Origin of the sequence: Bradyrhizobium symbiodeficiens, from assembly GCF_002266465.3 — a bacterium.
In the GTDB taxonomy this organism is placed as follows: domain Bacteria; phylum Pseudomonadota; class Alphaproteobacteria; order Rhizobiales; family Xanthobacteraceae; genus Bradyrhizobium; species Bradyrhizobium symbiodeficiens.
The window spans coordinates 2,264,728-2,279,869 of sequence record NZ_CP029427.2 but is presented as its reverse complement, the minus strand read 5'-3'; the positions used below and the strand labels follow the sequence as shown (position 1 = coordinate 2,279,869).

The following is a 15,142-nucleotide window of genomic DNA, read 5'->3' as shown; positions in this document are numbered from 1 at the left end:
GCTAACCAGACAGCATGATCGAGGTCAGCTCACATCGCGCCCAGGCGTCGTCCTCCCCACAACCCACCGTGTTTGTGGTCGACGATGATGCCGCCGTCCTGGGATCGCTGCGGTTCCTGCTGGAGACCGACGGCTTTGCCGTGCGGACCTTCAGGAGCGGCACCGCGCTGCTCAACGCGAGCGCTACGCCCGGCGCGGACTGCTATGTGATCGACTACAAGATGCCCGACATCAATGGCATCGAGCTGGCCGGCCAATTACGCAAATCCGACCGGGACGCGCCTGTGATCCTGATCACCGGCTATCCCGACGAGAACATCTCGACCCGGGCTGCGACGGCGGGCATCAAAGACGTGGTTTTGAAGCCGCTTCTCGAGGAAAATCTGGTCAAGTGCATCCGCCACGCCATCCAGGACCGCCCCCGCGCGTGACCTACGGGATTCTACGTAGGTAGACCCCCTTAAGATATCGCTCGAAATTTTCGAAGCCCCCGATACCGCGTACCAAAGCGCCATCACAACGGAGATGGCGCAGATGCTCACCCAGACCCTCAACACCCAGGCGATCAACACCCAGATCGTTGGCAAGATCGCCCCCGCCCATCCCGTCATCGACCAGTTCGGCGCCGTCACCGGCCATGTCGGCCTCGTCGCCACCGAGTTCTCCTACCGCAAGGACGAGGAGATCTATGGCGAGGACGAGCCCGCCGAATATGTCTACCAGGTCGTGTCAGGCGCAGTGAGCAGCTACAAGCTCCTGTCCGACGGCCGCCGCCAGATCGGCGCCTTCCATCTTCCCGGCGACGTGTTCGGCCTCGAATCCGGTCCCGCTCACCGCCTTGCTGCCGAAGCCATCATCGACACCACGGTGCGCCTCGTGAAGCGCGCCAGCCTCGAGAAGGCCGCGGGCATCGACGTGCAGGTTGCCCGCAAGCTCTGGGCGATGACGGCCGGCGAGCTGCGCCATGCCGAGGATCACATGCTGCTCTTGGGCCGCAAGACGGCGATGGAGCGCGTTGCGACCTTCCTGCTCGAAATGGACCGCCGCCTTGCCGTTGCCGGCATGATGGCGCTGCCGATGTGCCGCCGCGACATCGGCGACTATCTCGGCCTCACGCTCGAAACCGTGTCGCGCGCGCTGTCGCAGCTTCACGCCCAGGGCATTCTGGGCTTCTCCGGCGCCCGCCAGATCGTGCTGCGCAACCGCCAGCGCCTGCAGCATCTCGACGCCTGATCTTCGCCGATCTTCCCACTCCCTACACACCTGGCCGGCCGAACGCGTTTCGGCCGGCCATTTTGTTTGGGCCGCGAATCATGCCCTGCGCCGCGTCTCCGGCATCACGAAAAGAATCAGCAAGAGTCCGGTCGCGGCCACACCGGAAAGCCCGATGAACGCCGTGGCATTGCCGAACTTGTCGCTGACATAGCCGCCAAGCGCGGTGCTCAGCGCTGCACCGATGCCGGTCGCGGTGCCGACGATGCCCTGCGCAAGGTTGAAGTGCCCGCTGCCGAAGGCGACGTCGGCGACGATCAGCGGAATCATCACCGCGAACACTGCCGCGGTGATGCCATCGAACACCTGCACCGCGACCAGCAGATACGGATCGCGCACGGTCGCAAACAGCAGGCCGCGAATCATCAGCGCGCCGAATCCGATCAGAAGCAACGGCCGGCGGCCCCATGCCTGCGCCTTGCGCCCGACCGTCGGCGACAGCAGCGCCACGATCGCTTGCGGAACGACAATGCAAAAGGCGACGAGCACTGTCGCCCATTGGGCGGACCGCGCCGTCACCGCGCTCGCCATCAGGGGCATCATCGCGGCATTGGCGAGCTGCAACAGCAACACGCTCAGGGCGAACACGATGAGAGGCCGTTGCCGGATCAGGTGCCAGATATTGGTGTCACCATGATCGGCCGCTTCGCGCGGCATCTCACCGTGACAGCGGGCAATGTCGACCTCCTGCTCGCGGATGCGGGAGAGAGCGATCAGGGTCGGAATCGCGAGCAGGAAAGTGACCAGGAACACGGCGCGGCTCGACAGCAGATAGCCGACGGTGCCCATCACCGCCGCGGCAACGCCGCTCCCGAGCGAGGCAAAGCGCGCGTTGCGCCCGAGCCGCTCGCCGATCGCGAACGGCCCGACCAGGCCAAGGCTGATCGCCGCAATCGCCGGCCCCAGCACGCAGCTCGCCGCCGCATGCAAGGTGGCCGCAGCCACCACGACCAGGAAGATCGGCATCGCGGCATAAGCGAGTGCACAGCAGCCGATGGCCGCAATGGCAAGGCCTGCGACCAGCCGCTCCGATTTCGCGGCATCGATGATCGCCCCACCCGGCATCTGCCCGATCAACGCTACGATACCGCCGATCGACAGCACCAGGCCGATCTCGACCTGGGTCCATTTCTGGGTCGTCAGATAGACCGCGATGAAGGGACCGAATCCGGTCTGGACGTCGGCGAGGAAGAAGATGAACCAGTCGAGGCCGCGCAGGCTCTGGCGCGACGGCGCAGGAATGCGCGCGGCCGGCGGCGCGGCGACGCTGTCCTGCTCGGAGCGGCCGTCGCGATCGGCATGTTTCGGCTTCCTCGACAACAGCACAGGCGGTCAGCCCTCCCCGCACCTCACTGGATCGCTTGCAGCGGTTGAAGGCTGCCGGATGCGCCGAGCACGACGATCGGCGCATCCTCCTTGTATTCCGGCGCGGCCGCGACCTGCGCCTTGGTCAATTCCAGCGTGATGCTGTCCTTCTTGTTGGCAATCTTGCCGAAGCGCAATGCGTTCCAGTCCACCACGATCTTGCGGCTGCCGACGCCGAGAAACCCGCCGAAATCAATCGCCGCGGCGCGGACGTGACCACTGCGATCGACGATGACGTCAACGATCCGGCCCATGTCCTCGCCGGCCGCGCTGCGCACGTCGCGGCCGAGCACCCCGTGAGCTTCGCTGGCGCCGATGATGGTCACCGACGGCGGCGGCGCAGCATCCTTCGGCGTGACCGGGACGGCCGAGCTCGGCGACGGTGCCGCCGGCGCTTTCGCCTCGCTCTGCCCTGCGGGCGGTTCGTCTGCGGCGCGCGACGTCGCCACCGCCACGCCCGCGACGATGGCTATGCCAAGGATCAACGCTCCGATCGCACGCATGACACTCTCCCTGCGCGCCCCTAGCGCGCCAGCACGATCGAGACCTGGATCCGGCCGCGCGTGCGCAAGACTTCAAGCGCCACGTCGTCGCCGTGGCGGCTGACACGAAGATCGACGCTGGATTCGCCGAGGCGCAAATCGCGCAGGATCACCTCGTTGAGGAACGCCGGCAGATGCGGGTTGCGCAGGCGAATCTCGCTGCGCGCCACGTCGAACTCGATGCCGAGCGCCGCCTCCAGCAGCGTGAACGGCGTCGCGCTGGCCCAGGCCTGCGGCGCGCAGGCGACCGGATAGAGCGTCGGACCGCGCCGCTTCTCGCGCCGGAAACCGCAGAACAATTCGGGCAACCGGCGCAGGTCCATATAGGTGGCGGCGTCGAACAGCCCCTTGAAGACATGCGCGACCGAATGCTTCAGACCGTAGCGCGCGAGCCCGAGCGCGATCAGCGCATTGTCGTGCGGCCAGATCGACCCGTCATGATAGGACATCGGGTTGTATCGTACTTCGCCTTGCGCGACGGTACGGATGCCCCAGCCCGAGAAGAAATGTGGCCCCATCAGATCGGCGGCGACGAGGCGGGCACGGTCCTCGCGGATCATGCCGCTGAACAGCACCTGGCCGGCGTTCGAGGTCCGCACCTTGCACGGCCGCTTCTTGCCGTCGAGGGCGAGCGCGTAGGTGCCGAGCTCCTCGCACCAGAACGCCTTCTCGAAGCGCTCGGCCAGCGTCCTGGCTTCGGCCTCGAGCTTGCGCACGCGGTCCGGCTTGCCGAGCCGCAGCGCGCAACGCGCGGCGAGCTGCTTGGCGGCGTAAACATACCCCTGGACTTCCGCGAGCGCGATATTGCCCTCGGCAAGCTGGCCGTCGGCATGGAAGATCGCGTCGTAGGAATCCTTCCAGCCCTGGTTGGCCAGCCCCTTCTCGGTCGCGCGCTGGTATTCGACGAAACCGTCCTGGTCTGGGTCGCCGGGACCGTCGATCCAGGCCAGCGCCGCCTCGATCGCCGGCCACAGTTCGATCAGGGTCTTCTCGTCGCCGGTCCGTTCGAAATAGCTTCCGGCGAGCAGCACGAACAGCGCGGTCGAATCGACGCTGCCGTAATATTGCGCGAACGGCACCTCGCGCAGCGCCGCCATCTCGCCGCCGCGCATCTCATGCAGGATCTTGCCGGGCGCGGCATCCGCGAGCGGATCCACCGCCTTGGCCTGGAAATGCGCGAGCCGGCGCAAGACGCCCTTGGCGACGCGCGGATCGATCCACAGCATCTGCAGCGCGGTGATCAGGCCGTCGCGGCCGAACGTCGTCGAATACCAGGGGATGCCGGCATAGGGATAACGCCCCTGCGGCGTCTCCGTCATCAGCATGTTGAGGTCGGCCATGGCCTGGCACAGCACCTCGTTGAAGATGTTGTTCGAGGTCTCGACGCTCGCCGCCCCCATCGTCGACTGCCGCATCTCGCGGCGATGAGCGAGCAGGCCGCGGAAGAAGCGTGCGGGCTTCTCGGCGATCGGACGGTTGCAGGACACGGCCACGAACAGCGACTTGGATTCATGCGGGCCCAGCTCGAGCTGCCAGGTCGCAGCATTCACCGACAGCCGCGTCGGGCGGGGATCGAAATGCAAACCCGTGGTGCGCTCGGTGTCGTCGAGGCCACGATATTCGAACAGCACGTCGGTCGAACCGAGCAGTTTGCCCGTGCCGGTGCCGCGGTGCGGGCGGCGCTCGCCGCGGACCTCGAACAGATCGGCAAAGTCGTTGTCGAACAGCAGCGTCAACTCGAAACTGGCGCGCGCATCGCCATGGTTCTGCACCCCGATGCGCTGATAGGCCGTGCCGCGCCACAGGAAGATCGTGCGCACGATGTGCAGCAAGTCCTTCTGGAGGACGAGGCGTTCCTGACGGTAGATGTCTGGATTGGTGAGGTCGACAGTCAGCGCCGAATTGTCGTCGCGCAGGTTGGAGCCCAGCAGCAGCGGCTGGAGATCGTCGAGCACCAGCTCCAGCCGCGCCAGATAGCGGGTGTCGTAGTGAAACAGGCCGTCCGGCCCGCCGGCCGAGGCGCCGATGTCGCCATGGCTGTCGAGCACGATGAACATGTCGTCGTGCTTGAGGGATCGCCGCGGCCGTGCCGACGGCCCGGTCATCGGGATATAGAAAGGCTGCTCCGCGACCTGCTCCGAGGTTCGCGTGACGGAGGCAAGGTGGGTTACGGCTTCGGCCGACATGAGCTGATCCCCTGCGCTTGTTTCAAGACGCAACCGACTCGACAACGCGACTCTTGGTTTACGCTGCGGCCTGTGCGAGCCGGCTCATTTCCTGCGTGACCAATTCACGATAGGGCCCATGGCCTTGCATCAGACGCTCGGGCGAGCCGTCTTCGATGATCTTGCCATTCCTCAGCACCACCACGCGGTCGAAATTGCGCAGCGTTGCCAGCCGGTGCGCGATCGCGATCACGGTGCGGCCGCGCATCAGGCGCGACAGCGCCTCGCGGATGGCCTCCTCGGATTCGCTGTCGAGCGCGGCCGTCGCCTCGTCCAGCAGCAGGATCGGCGCATCCTTCAGGAAGGCGCGCGCGATCGCGATGCGCTGGCGCTGGCCGCCGGACACCTTGACCCCGCGGTCGCCGACCATGGTGTCGAGCCCCTCCGGCAAGCTATCGATGAAATCGCAGCGCGCCGCGATCGCGGCCCGCAGCACCTCGTCGTCGGTTGCGTTTGGCCGGCCATAGCGGATGTTCTCGCGGATGGAGCGGTGAAACAGGGAAATGTCCTGCGGCACGACCGAGATCGCCTCGCGCAGGCTGAGTTGCGTGACCTTCGAAATGTCCTGGCCGTCGATCGTGATGTTGCCCTCGTCGGTATCGTAGAAGCGCTGCAGCAGCGTGAACAGCGTGGACTTGCCGCCGCCGGATTGCCCGACCAGGCCGACGCGCTGGCCGGGCTGAAGCCGCAGGCTGAAACGCTCGAAGATCTTGTCGCTGCCGGGATAGCCGAAGCTGACGTTGTTGAACGCGATCGCCGCGCCGCTCTTCACCAGCGGCTCGGCGTCGGGATGATCGCGCAGCTCGTGAGGCACCAGCAGCGTGGCAATCGCCTCCGTCAGCCGCGCGACGTGCTGGGTGACGTCCACCAGCGCCACTGCGAGATCGCGGGTGGCGCTGAGAATGGAGATGCCGAGTGTACAGACCAGCACGACGTCGCCGGTGGTCGCCTCGCCCTTCTGCCACAGGGTGACGGCCCAGGCCATCAGCGCGACCGTCAAAACCACGGTCACGGCGGCATGCAGCAGCCGCAACTTCTCGAGATAGCGCAGGCTGCGGCTTCGCGCGGTCAGCTCCCGGTTCACCGTCGCGTCGAACCGCTCGTGCTCGTGGCCGATGCCGCAGAAGGCCCGCACCAAGGGCATGTTGCTAATGACGTCGATCATCTCGCCGTCGACCACGGCGGCCTTGTCGGCGAAGTCGTCATGCAGCGGCTTGCCCGCGGCGGCAAGGCGAAACATCGCGAGTACCATGCCACCGGCGATCACGAGCAAGCCAAGCGCCATGTAAGGACTGACGGTTCCAATCAAGGCGATTGCCGCAACTGTGGCAATGCAGGGCGGCAACACATTCCAGACAAACATGTTCTCGACCGTGAACACGGCATTGGATGTGGCCGTAATGCGGCTGGTCAGCATGCCCGGCATCCGGTCTGAAAAATAGCTCGGCGCATGACCGGTCAGATGACGAAATATGTCACGACGCAAATCCCCCGTGACCCGAACGAAGGTAAAGCTCGCTGTCCAGCTCGCGATCCGCCACAGGAAATTGTCGGCGGTGATCAGCGACATGAGCAGAATGAATGCCAGCCATACGCCTCCGCCTTGCGAAGGCCCCGCAGACAAGGCGTCGACCAGAGATTTGACCCCATATTGAGTGCCTACGGAGCAGGCAACCGCTGCAACAACCGCGATCACGATCACCAGATGCGATGCCATTCGCATCCGAAGATAGCGCAAGACAAAGGCAAATGGCCTGCGCGCGTACCCAGAAAGATGATCCATAGGCTATCGCCCCGTACTGTTGATTTAAGTTTTTTGTCTCAGCCGACTGAACATCGACTGCTTCGCCGCGGTTCCCGGGCAGTCTCATCACGACACGCGGATGCGGACGATGTGAGAAGAGGTGATGGCATCGTCGCGACCACGCTGCAGTGTGTCGAAGAAGTAACGGTCGGAAGAAGGAACTTCGCAAATGCGAGAACGTTCCCACCTTGGCATGCCGGTGCCGAAACATGGCGGGGGCTTCTACGATCATGATCGCACAGAGGAGATGGTGAGATGCGCATTGCGCAGGTAGCTCCGTTGACGGAGGCTGTTCCACCCAAGCTGTATGGCGGCACCGAGCGGGTGGTGCACTGGTTGACGGAAGAGCTGGTGGCCCTCGGGCACGACGTGACGCTGTTCGCCAGCGGAGACTCCCAGACATCAGCCAAGCTGGATGCGCTGTGGCCGAGAGCGCTACGCCTCGATGGTTCCGTGCGCGATCCCAACGCGCTGCACATGGTGCTGCTGGAGCATGTACGGCAGAAATGTGACGACGAGGAGTTCGACTTCCTCCACTTCCATCTCGACTATTATCCGTGGTCGTTGTTCCATCGGCAGCCGACGCCGTTCCTGACCACGCTGCACGGCCGGCTCGATCTTCCGGAGCATCAGCCGGTCTTCAACACCTTCTCCAAGATGCCCGTCGTCTCGATCTCCAATGCGCAGCGGCGGCCGGTGCCGCAGGCGAACTGGGTGCAGACGATTTACCACGGCCTGCCGGAGAATTTGCTGACGCCAAAGCCGGCGAAGCAGGAATATCTCGCCGTGCTCGGCCGCATCGCGCCCGAGAAGGGCGTCGACCGCGCCATCAAGATCGCGACCCATTGCGGCATTCCGCTCAAGATCGCGGCCAAGGTCGATCGCGCCGACCAAGACTACTATGACGAGTTGATCCGGCCGATGATCGAGAACAATCCGCTGGTGGATTTCATCGGCGAGATCGGCGATCACGAGAAGTCGGAATTCCTCAGCGGCGCGCTCGGCCTTCTGCTGCCGATCGACTGGCCGGAGCCGTTCGGCCTCGTGATGATCGAAGCCATGGCCTGCGGCACGCCGGTCGTTGCCTTCAACCGCGGCTCGGTGCCCGAGATCATCGACGAGGGGCTGACCGGCTTCATCGTCGAGGACCTTCTCAGCGCGGCCGGCGTCGTCGGCCGCCTCGCGCAACTCGACCGCGCCGCCATCCGCAAGCAGTTCGAGACGCGCTTTACCGCGCGGCGTATGGCGCTGGACTATCTCGCGGCCTACCGCCGCCTCGCCGAGCAGAAGGCGCCGCGGATCAAGCTGGTGAGCAGCGCGGAGTAGAGCGAAGCATCTGCAACTCTCGTGTCCCGGCTCTGCAGCACACCGCTGAAGTCGCGCTGCGCTGCGTCCGGGGCCCGAGCTCCTACTTCACCACCGCCCGCTTCGGCTCCACGATCTCGAACATCCGTGGAAACTCGTCCATCAGGCCCATCAGCTCGGCGAGCTTCATCGGGTTGCCCGCGAGCTTGACCTTCCCCGCCGCGACCGCCTCCGGAAAGCTCGTCAGCTTGGCGATCACCTCGTCGAGCGTGGAGCGCGCCAGCGTGAAGCTGGCATCGGCGCCCTCCGCCTGCACGCCTTCGGCGTAGGTGAGCGCGCAGTTCTCCAGATTGAGCACGAAGGTCTCGCCGGTGTCGGAGAAATTCCAGTTCAGCACGATGTGCTTTCCTTCCGCCTTGGGACCGTTGAGGCGGATGCCGAGCACGTCCCAGAGCTGCCCGGTGCGCAGCGCAGCCAGCGTTTCGCGCGGCATCGGCGGGCGCGCCGGCACCTTCGGCATGCCCAAGCGCAATTCCTGCGCGCCGAACAGATAGGCGTTGCGCCAGGTCGCGCTTTCGGCGGCGTAGCCGAGCTGCTCCAGCGTGTCGGCGAGCAGAGCGCGCGCCGCCGCATGATCAGGCTCGGCGAAGACGAGATGGCCGAGCGCCTGCGCGACGAAGCGGAATTCACCCTTGTCGAAATCCGCACGCGCCCGCGCCAGCATGGCGTCGGCGCCGCCCATGTATTCGACATATTTCCTTCCGGACTCCACCGGCGGCAGCGGATCGAGATTGGCCGGGTTGGCGTCGTACCAGCCGAGATATTTCTGATAGATCGCCTTCACGTTGTGCCGGATGTGGCCGTAATAGCCGCGGCCGTGCCAGGCGCCTTCCAGGCTCTTCGGCAACTGGATCGTCTCGGCGATCTCGGCGGCGGTGAGACCGTGGTTCATCAGGCGGATGGTCTGGTCGTGCGCGAATTTGTAGAGATCGCGCTGCTGCCGGATCATCGTGCCGATGCGCTCACGTCCCCACACCGGCCAGTGATGCTGGCCGCACATCGCCTCCGCCTTGCCGTCCCAGAGCTGCAAGGCCTCGCCCAGATATTTCGACCAGGCCAGCGCGTCGCGCACGTCGGCGCCGCGGAACGGCAGCAGATTGTGGAAATTGTGGGTGCAGTTCTCGGCGAGGTTCAGCACCTTGTAGCGGGGGATGAAGAAGTGCATCTCCGCCGGCGCTTCGCTGTTCGGCGCCATCTGGAATTCGAATTCGACGCCGTCGATGACGCGCCTGTCGCCGGTCGCCATGATCAGGTCGGTCGGGCGCAGCAACGCGACCGAACCCGCCGCCATCGACTTGCCGAGCCCGCAATCGACCTGCCCCCGCGCGCTCTTGGCGAGCAGCGGGCCGAACTGATACTGGGCACGGCGCAGCATCGCGGGGCCTGCGATGATGTTCTCGGACACCGCGTGCTCCATGAACAGGTTCGGCGCGATGATCGGCACGCTGGCAGTGGCCAGCGCATCCTCCTCCAGCACGCCGCGCGCCCCACCCCAATGGTCGGTGTGGGTGTGCGTGAAGATGACGGCCGCGACCGGCTTCAGGCCGCGATGCCTGAAATAGAGATCGAGCGCGGCCCGCGCGCCCTCGATCGAGGTCAGGGTGTCGACGACGATGACGCCGCTGTCGCCCTCGATCAGCGTCATGTTCGCGATGTCGAGCCCGCGCACCTGGTAGACACCGGGCACGACCTCGAACAGGCCGTGCTGCATGTTGAGCCGCGACTGCCGCCACAGGCTCGGATTGACCGTCGGCGGCGCCTTCTCAGTGGACAGGAAGCCGTAAGGCTCGAGGCTCCAGACAGTCCGCCCCTGCGGGTTCGTGATCGCAGCGTTTTCGATCGTGCCGAGGAAGCCGCGCGCGGCGTCATCGAAATCCCGCGTGTCGGAAAACGGCAGCGCGTTCAGCATTGCCGTTTGCTGCGCGATGACGGACGCGCTCGCGTCCTTCGGCTCGTTGCTGGCGTTGATCATGTTCTTCCCTCCCGGCCGGTTGCGCGGCATCTAACCGCATCTCGCGGTCGATTGCCATCACCGGTGGAGGCGAAAGGACATTGGATGTCTCTTCTTCCCTTTCCCTGTGGGAGAAGGTGGCACCGTCTATGCCGCGTGCGCGGCCAGTCCTTCGGTGACCGCCGTTGCAACAGCCGCTTCCGCCACCCGCAATTCCCGCGCCAGCACATAGCCGCCGCGATTTTGCTTGGCCCGGTACAGCGCCTTGTCGGAGCGCGACAGCAGCGCTTCCGCGGTGCGCCCGTCGTCCGGCGCGACGGCAACACCGACGCTGACGCCGAGCTCGATCACCTGTCCGGCGACGTCGTACGGCGCGCTGATCGACTGCACGATGCGCTCCGCCATCGCCTCCGCATCAGCCGCCGCGCGCTGGACCAGGACGAATTCATCGCCGCCCATGCGGATCAACAGGTCGTCTTGCGTGACGAGCGCCTTGAGCCGCCCGGCGACCTGCTTCAGCAGCGCGTCACCGGCGGGATGGCCGAACCGGTCATTGGCCTCCTTGAAGCGGTCGAGATCGAGCGTATGGACCGCAACCATCCCGGCCGACAGCATCAGGGGCAGGTCCGCCGCCAGCACCGAGCGGTTGGATAGGCCGGTCATCGAATCCGAGCGCGCGAGCTGCTCGAATTTCCGCTTCAGCGTGATCTGGCTGATCGAGGCGTTGAAGCTCAACCGAACCATCTCGAAACTCGCGACCACGTACATCAGAATGAGGAGCCCGAGGCCGACGTGGCGCAGATCCGGCTGCATGAAAGTGACGATCGCGGTGGGCCCGGCGATCGCGACCAGATCGAGCAGCGCCGCGACGGGACGCAGCGCCAGCCGCGCCACCACGCCGGCGCCGAAGCCGAATCCGATCCCGATCGCCATCACGGAGCAGAGCGCATCACCCAGCATGATGCTGCGCGCGGCGAACACGCCAAGCACCAATGCCGTCGCAACGGTGCCGGCAATGTAACGCCGCTCCCAGGTCGCGGCCTCGGCCCGATCGAGTTGCGGTGAACGCGCGAAACGGCGACGGAAAGCGAGAATTTCGAACAGACGGACGATCGCCACCATGACACCGGCGACCGTCAGGATCGCCATCACCATGTCCCCGGTCTCGTAGGTCGTGATGGCGCCGACCATTGCGAGGCAGGCGGCCGCGAGAATGTTCGGCATCGTGGTGCCGTGAAGGCCCCCGATGACTTCCAGATAGACGGCATCGGAAATCGACGCCCGTCCGGATTCCATCCTGTCGAAGAACATGCCAGCTCCCATCTTCTGGCATGTTCCTACCTCACATCCGTAAAAAGGGCTGCGTCGCATCACGCTGGCATTTTAGCGCGCGGGTTAACCGCGCGTTAGCCATGCGTGATCCTCGCCCACATTACATCCCGAGCAGTCTCGGCAGCCACAACGACAGGCCCGGCCAGTAGGTCACGACCACCAGGAATCCCAGCATCGTCAGCAGCCATGGCCACACGGCGACCGTGAGCTCGGTAATGCCCATCTTGGCGATGCCCGATGCGACGTAGAGATTGAGACCGACAGGCGGATGGCAGAGGCCGACCTCCATGTTGACCGTCATCAGGATGCCGAAATGAATGGGATCGATGCCGAGCTTGACCGCGACCGGAAACAGGATCGGGGCCATGATCAGGATGATCGAAGACGGCTCCATCACGTTGCCCGCCACCAGCAGCAGGAGATTGACGAGCAGCAGGAAGCCGATCCACCCCAGGCCCTGGTCGATCATCCATTGCGCCAGCGCTTGCGGCACGTTCTCGTAGGTCATCAGGAACGAGAACAGCACGGCGTTGGTGATGATGTAGAGCAGCATCGCCGAAAGGTTCGCCGACGACAGCAGCACCCGCGGCACGTCCCGCAGCTTCAGATCCTTATAGATGAACACCGCGACGATGAAGGCGTAAACCGCGCTGACGGCGGCGGCCTCGGTCGGCGTGAACAGGCCGCTGTAGATGCCGCCGATCACGATCACGATCAGCAGGATGCCCCAGATCGACTTGCGGAACGCATCGAAGCGCTGCATGAACGTCGCCTTCGGCATCCGCGGATAGTCGTTGCGCCAGGCGCGATAGAAGGTCGTGGCTCCAAGCAGGAACGCGAGCACGAGTCCCGGTATGATGCCCGCGATGAACAGCTTGCCCACCGAGCTGTTGGTGGAGACGGCGTAGAGAACCATCGGGATCGACGGCGGAATGAGGATTCCGAGCGAGCCCGACGTCGTGATCACGCCGGCGCCGAACCGCTTCGGGAAGCCCTGCGCGACCATCGCCGGCAGGATCACCGAGCCGATCGCCACCACGGTTGCCGGCGAAGAGCCGGAGATCGCGGCGAACAGCGCGCAGGCGACCACTCCCGACAGCGCCAGACCGCCGTACCAATGGCCGACCAGCGAGGTTGCGAAATTGATCATCCGCCGCGCCACGCCGCCATGGGTCAGGAAGTTGCCGGCGAGGATGAAGAACGGGATCGCCATGATCTCGAAATTCTCGATGCCGGTGAACAGCTTCAGCGCCACCGATTCCGTTCGCACGTCGGTCAGCGTGAACATGAAGCTGAGCACGGTGAGACCAAGCGCGATCGAGATCGGCATGCCCGTCAGCATCAAGGAGAGCAGCAGCCCGAACACGATGGCGACGCGCAGGCCCTGCGGCAGCGTGATGACGTGAGCCGAATGAGCGAAGCACAAGGCGACGATCAGGACCGGCAGCAGCATCAGGATCCAGCCGAGCGGGCTGCGCTCGTCCCGGACGACCTGGGTGGGCGTCACCGGGGCCGGATGCACCGGGTCCACCTCGACCCCTTCGACGCCGGCCATGTCGTGATGCGGCAGTTCGCCGGTGTGGTAGAACGACCAGGCGACCTGCAGGAAGCGGAAGCACATCAGGCCGGAGCCGAGCGGGATGGTGAGATACACCATCCACATCGGCGCCTCGAGATCGTTGGACTGCTGGCCGGTCTGCCACATCTGGCCGACGAAAGCGGCGCCGAAATAGGCGACGATGGCGGTGAAGAGCGCGCCACACAACAAACCGAAGGTGATGACACGTCGGCGCGACCCGCCGGGCAGGATATTGACCAGCACGTCGACGCCGACATGGATGCCGGTCCGCACGCCATAGGCGGCGCCGAACTTCGCCATCCAGATAAACATGTAGATGCAGAGTTCCTGCGCCCAGGACAGGTCGACCGCGGCGAGCCAGACGAACGCAGCTCGCATGGGGACGGCGAGGAAGGTCAGGTTGCGAGCTTCCGCCCATTTGGCGATGTCGATCGACAGCCCGGCGCCGTAGCGGTGCAGCACGGCGACGAAGATGAGCGAGGTCGCAGCCGCGATCATCGTCGCGATCAGCCATTCCTCGAGATGATCGAGCACACGATTCAGCACACGCAGCAACTTCGTCCCCCCAGCATTGGCTCGTCCATCCAAGAGCGAAACGGCCGGGAGTGCATCACCCCCGACCGTTGCCATTGTTCTTGTTGGGACGCGGCCGTCAGTTCATCTTGACGTCGAGTTCCTTGGCGACGAGATCGAGCACCTCCTGCCCGACCCGGCCCTTTGCCCATTTATAAGTCGGCTGCATCGCTTCCTGCCAGGCCTTTCGATCGGCGTCGGTGAGGTAATGCAGAGTCGTCTTGCCCGTCTTCTTGATCTCGGCCAGTGCGTCCTCGTTCTCCTGGCGCGCGATCGAGTTGGTGTAGTCGGTCGCATCCGCCATCGCCTTGTCAAGCTGGGTGCGGATATCGGGCGGCAGCCCCGACCAGAATTTCGAATTGACGATGACGGCATATTGCAGATGCGCGTGATAGGACACGGTGATGTCCTTCTGCACCTCGTAGAATTTCTGCGTCAGGTAGTTGGACGCAGTGTTCTCGCAGCCGTCCACCACGCCGGTCTGTAGCGCCTGGTAGACTTCGGAGAACGCCATGATCTGCGGGATCGTCCCGAGCAGGCGGAAATACTGGTCCGCGACCTTCGATCCGGAGATGCGGACCTTCAAGCCCTGGAAATCGGTCGGCTTCACCAGCGGGCGATTCGAAGAGACCATGTGGAAGCCATTGTCCCAATAAGCGAGCCCCGTTATCCCCTTGGCCTCGAGCTTCTGGAACAGCCACTTTCCAACCGTGCCCTTCATCGCGTTGGAATAGGTCTGGTCGTCCTTGAACAGCCAGGGCAGGTCGAGCGCCTCGAACTCCTTGATGCCGAGCGGCGCGAATTTCGCGGTCGAGGGCGCAAGCATCTGCACCGAGCCGAGCTGCAGCGCCTCGATCTCTTCCTTGTCCTTGTAGAGCGTGGAGTTCGGGTAGATCTCGACCTTGACCTTGCCGTCGGTGTATTTCTCGGCGAGCTCCTTGAACTTCAGCGCGCCCTTCCCTTTCGGGGTGTCGTTGGCGACGACGTGGCTGAATTTGATGACGATCGGAGTTTGCGCCTGCCCAACGGCAGGGGCCAGAACCAGCGCGGCGGCGGCGACCGCGAGAAGCAGTTTGCGCATGAAGACCTCCCCAACAACCTCGAAAATCGGGTTCTTTTTGTTTTACAGATCAG

At 64.7% G+C, this 15,142-nt stretch carries 11 protein-coding genes and 1 pseudogene; 3 read left to right on the top strand and 9 right to left on the bottom strand.

Annotated features, from left to right (window positions below; all coding sequences use genetic code 11):
* Positions 1-14 precede the first annotated feature (14 nt).
* Positions 15-431, top strand: coding sequence for a response regulator transcription factor (locus CIT39_RS10425; RefSeq protein ID WP_094975436.1), 417 nt, complete (start codon positions 15-17; stop codon positions 429-431).
* A gap of 103 nt (positions 432-534) precedes the next feature.
* On the top strand, positions 535-1,233 hold the full coding sequence (locus CIT39_RS10420) for a helix-turn-helix domain-containing protein (protein ID WP_162308437.1): 699 nt from the start codon (positions 535-537) through the stop codon (positions 1,231-1,233).
* A 78-nt stretch (positions 1,234-1,311) separates the two neighbouring features.
* Here the strand turns inward: CIT39_RS10420 and CIT39_RS10415 are convergent, their stop codons facing one another.
* Genes CIT39_RS10415 through CIT39_RS10400 form a run of 4 tightly spaced genes read right to left on the bottom strand, consistent with a single transcriptional unit; the run spans position 1,312 to position 7,187 of the window.
* Positions 1,312-2,598, bottom strand: coding sequence for an MFS transporter (locus CIT39_RS10415; RefSeq protein ID WP_094975438.1), 1,287 nt, complete (start codon positions 2,596-2,598; stop codon positions 1,312-1,314).
* 23 nt (positions 2,599-2,621) lie between these two features.
* A complete protein-coding gene (locus tag CIT39_RS10410) occupies positions 2,622-3,140 on the bottom strand; it encodes a PRC-barrel domain-containing protein (RefSeq protein WP_162308436.1) in 519 nt (172 codons plus the stop codon).
* Between the two features lie 20 nt (positions 3,141-3,160).
* The gene (locus CIT39_RS10405; RefSeq protein WP_094975439.1) at positions 3,161-5,365 is read right to left on the bottom strand and encodes an amylo-alpha-1,6-glucosidase; all 2,205 of its coding nucleotides are present in this window, start codon (positions 5,363-5,365) and stop codon (positions 3,161-3,163) included.
* 58 nt (positions 5,366-5,423) lie between these two features.
* A complete protein-coding gene (locus tag CIT39_RS10400) occupies positions 5,424-7,187 on the bottom strand; it encodes an ABC transporter ATP-binding protein (protein ID WP_094975440.1) in 1,764 nt (587 codons plus the stop codon).
* A 276-nt stretch (positions 7,188-7,463) separates the two neighbouring features.
* Between CIT39_RS10400 and CIT39_RS10395 the strand changes: the two genes are divergently transcribed.
* Positions 7,464-8,534 carry a glycosyltransferase family 4 protein gene (locus tag CIT39_RS10395; RefSeq protein WP_094975441.1) on the top strand — a complete coding sequence of 357 codons (1,071 nt, stop codon included), beginning with the start codon at positions 7,464-7,466 and terminating at the stop codon, positions 8,532-8,534.
* A gap of 82 nt (positions 8,535-8,616) precedes the next feature.
* On the opposite strand, the gene CIT39_RS10390 is transcribed toward CIT39_RS10395, so the two are convergent.
* From CIT39_RS10390 to CIT39_RS10370, 5 genes and pseudogenes are all read right to left on the bottom strand, one after another.
* On the bottom strand, positions 8,617-10,545 hold the full coding sequence (locus tag CIT39_RS10390; protein WP_094975839.1) for an alkyl/aryl-sulfatase: 1,929 nt from the start codon (positions 10,543-10,545) through the stop codon (positions 8,617-8,619).
* 126 nt (positions 10,546-10,671) lie between these two features.
* The gene (locus CIT39_RS10385; RefSeq protein ID WP_094975840.1) at positions 10,672-11,835 is read right to left on the bottom strand and encodes a GGDEF domain-containing protein; all 1,164 of its coding nucleotides are present in this window, start codon (positions 11,833-11,835) and stop codon (positions 10,672-10,674) included.
* Between the two features lie 121 nt (positions 11,836-11,956).
* Entirely contained in the window at positions 11,957-13,198 is a 1,242-nt protein-coding gene (locus CIT39_RS10380; protein ID WP_408612851.1) for a TRAP transporter large permease, read from the bottom strand.
* Positions 13,199-13,507: 309 nt separating this feature from the next.
* Positions 13,508-13,813 (bottom strand): annotated as a pseudogene (locus tag CIT39_RS10375) (TRAP transporter small permease); the annotation flags it as partial.
* Positions 13,814-14,087: 274 nt separating this feature from the next.
* Positions 14,088-15,089 carry a DctP family TRAP transporter solute-binding subunit gene (locus CIT39_RS10370; RefSeq protein WP_094975443.1) on the bottom strand — a complete coding sequence of 334 codons (1,002 nt, stop codon included), beginning with the start codon at positions 15,087-15,089 and terminating at the stop codon, positions 14,088-14,090.
* Between the last annotated feature and the right edge of the window lie 53 nt (positions 15,090-15,142).

Bases quoted from the DNA above. Each gene is read 5' to 3' on its own strand.
- CIT39_RS10425 (WP_094975436.1), top strand. From the start codon at position 15: ATGATCGAGGTCAGCTCACATCGCGCCCAGGCGTCGTCCTCCCCACAA.
- CIT39_RS10385 (WP_094975840.1), bottom strand. From the start codon at position 11,835: ATGTTCTTCGACAGGATGGAATCCGGACGGGCGTCGATTTCCGATGCC.
- CIT39_RS10405 (WP_094975439.1), bottom strand. From the start codon at position 5,365: ATGTCGGCCGAAGCCGTAACCCACCTTGCCTCCGTCACGCGAACCTCG.
- CIT39_RS10370 (WP_094975443.1), bottom strand. From the start codon at position 15,089: ATGCGCAAACTGCTTCTCGCGGTCGCCGCCGCCGCGCTGGTTCTGGCC.
- CIT39_RS10420 (WP_162308437.1), top strand. From the start codon at position 535: ATGCTCACCCAGACCCTCAACACCCAGGCGATCAACACCCAGATCGTT.
- CIT39_RS10390 (WP_094975839.1), bottom strand. From the start codon at position 10,545: ATGATCAACGCCAGCAACGAGCCGAAGGACGCGAGCGCGTCCGTCATC.
- CIT39_RS10380 (WP_408612851.1), bottom strand. From the start codon at position 13,198: ATGCTGACGGGCATGCCGATCTCGATCGCGCTTGGTCTCACCGTGCTC.
- CIT39_RS10400 (WP_094975440.1), bottom strand. From the start codon at position 7,187: ATGGATCATCTTTCTGGGTACGCGCGCAGGCCATTTGCCTTTGTCTTG.
- CIT39_RS10395 (WP_094975441.1), top strand. From the start codon at position 7,464: ATGCGCATTGCGCAGGTAGCTCCGTTGACGGAGGCTGTTCCACCCAAG.
- CIT39_RS10410 (WP_162308436.1), bottom strand. From the start codon at position 3,140: ATGCGTGCGATCGGAGCGTTGATCCTTGGCATAGCCATCGTCGCGGGC.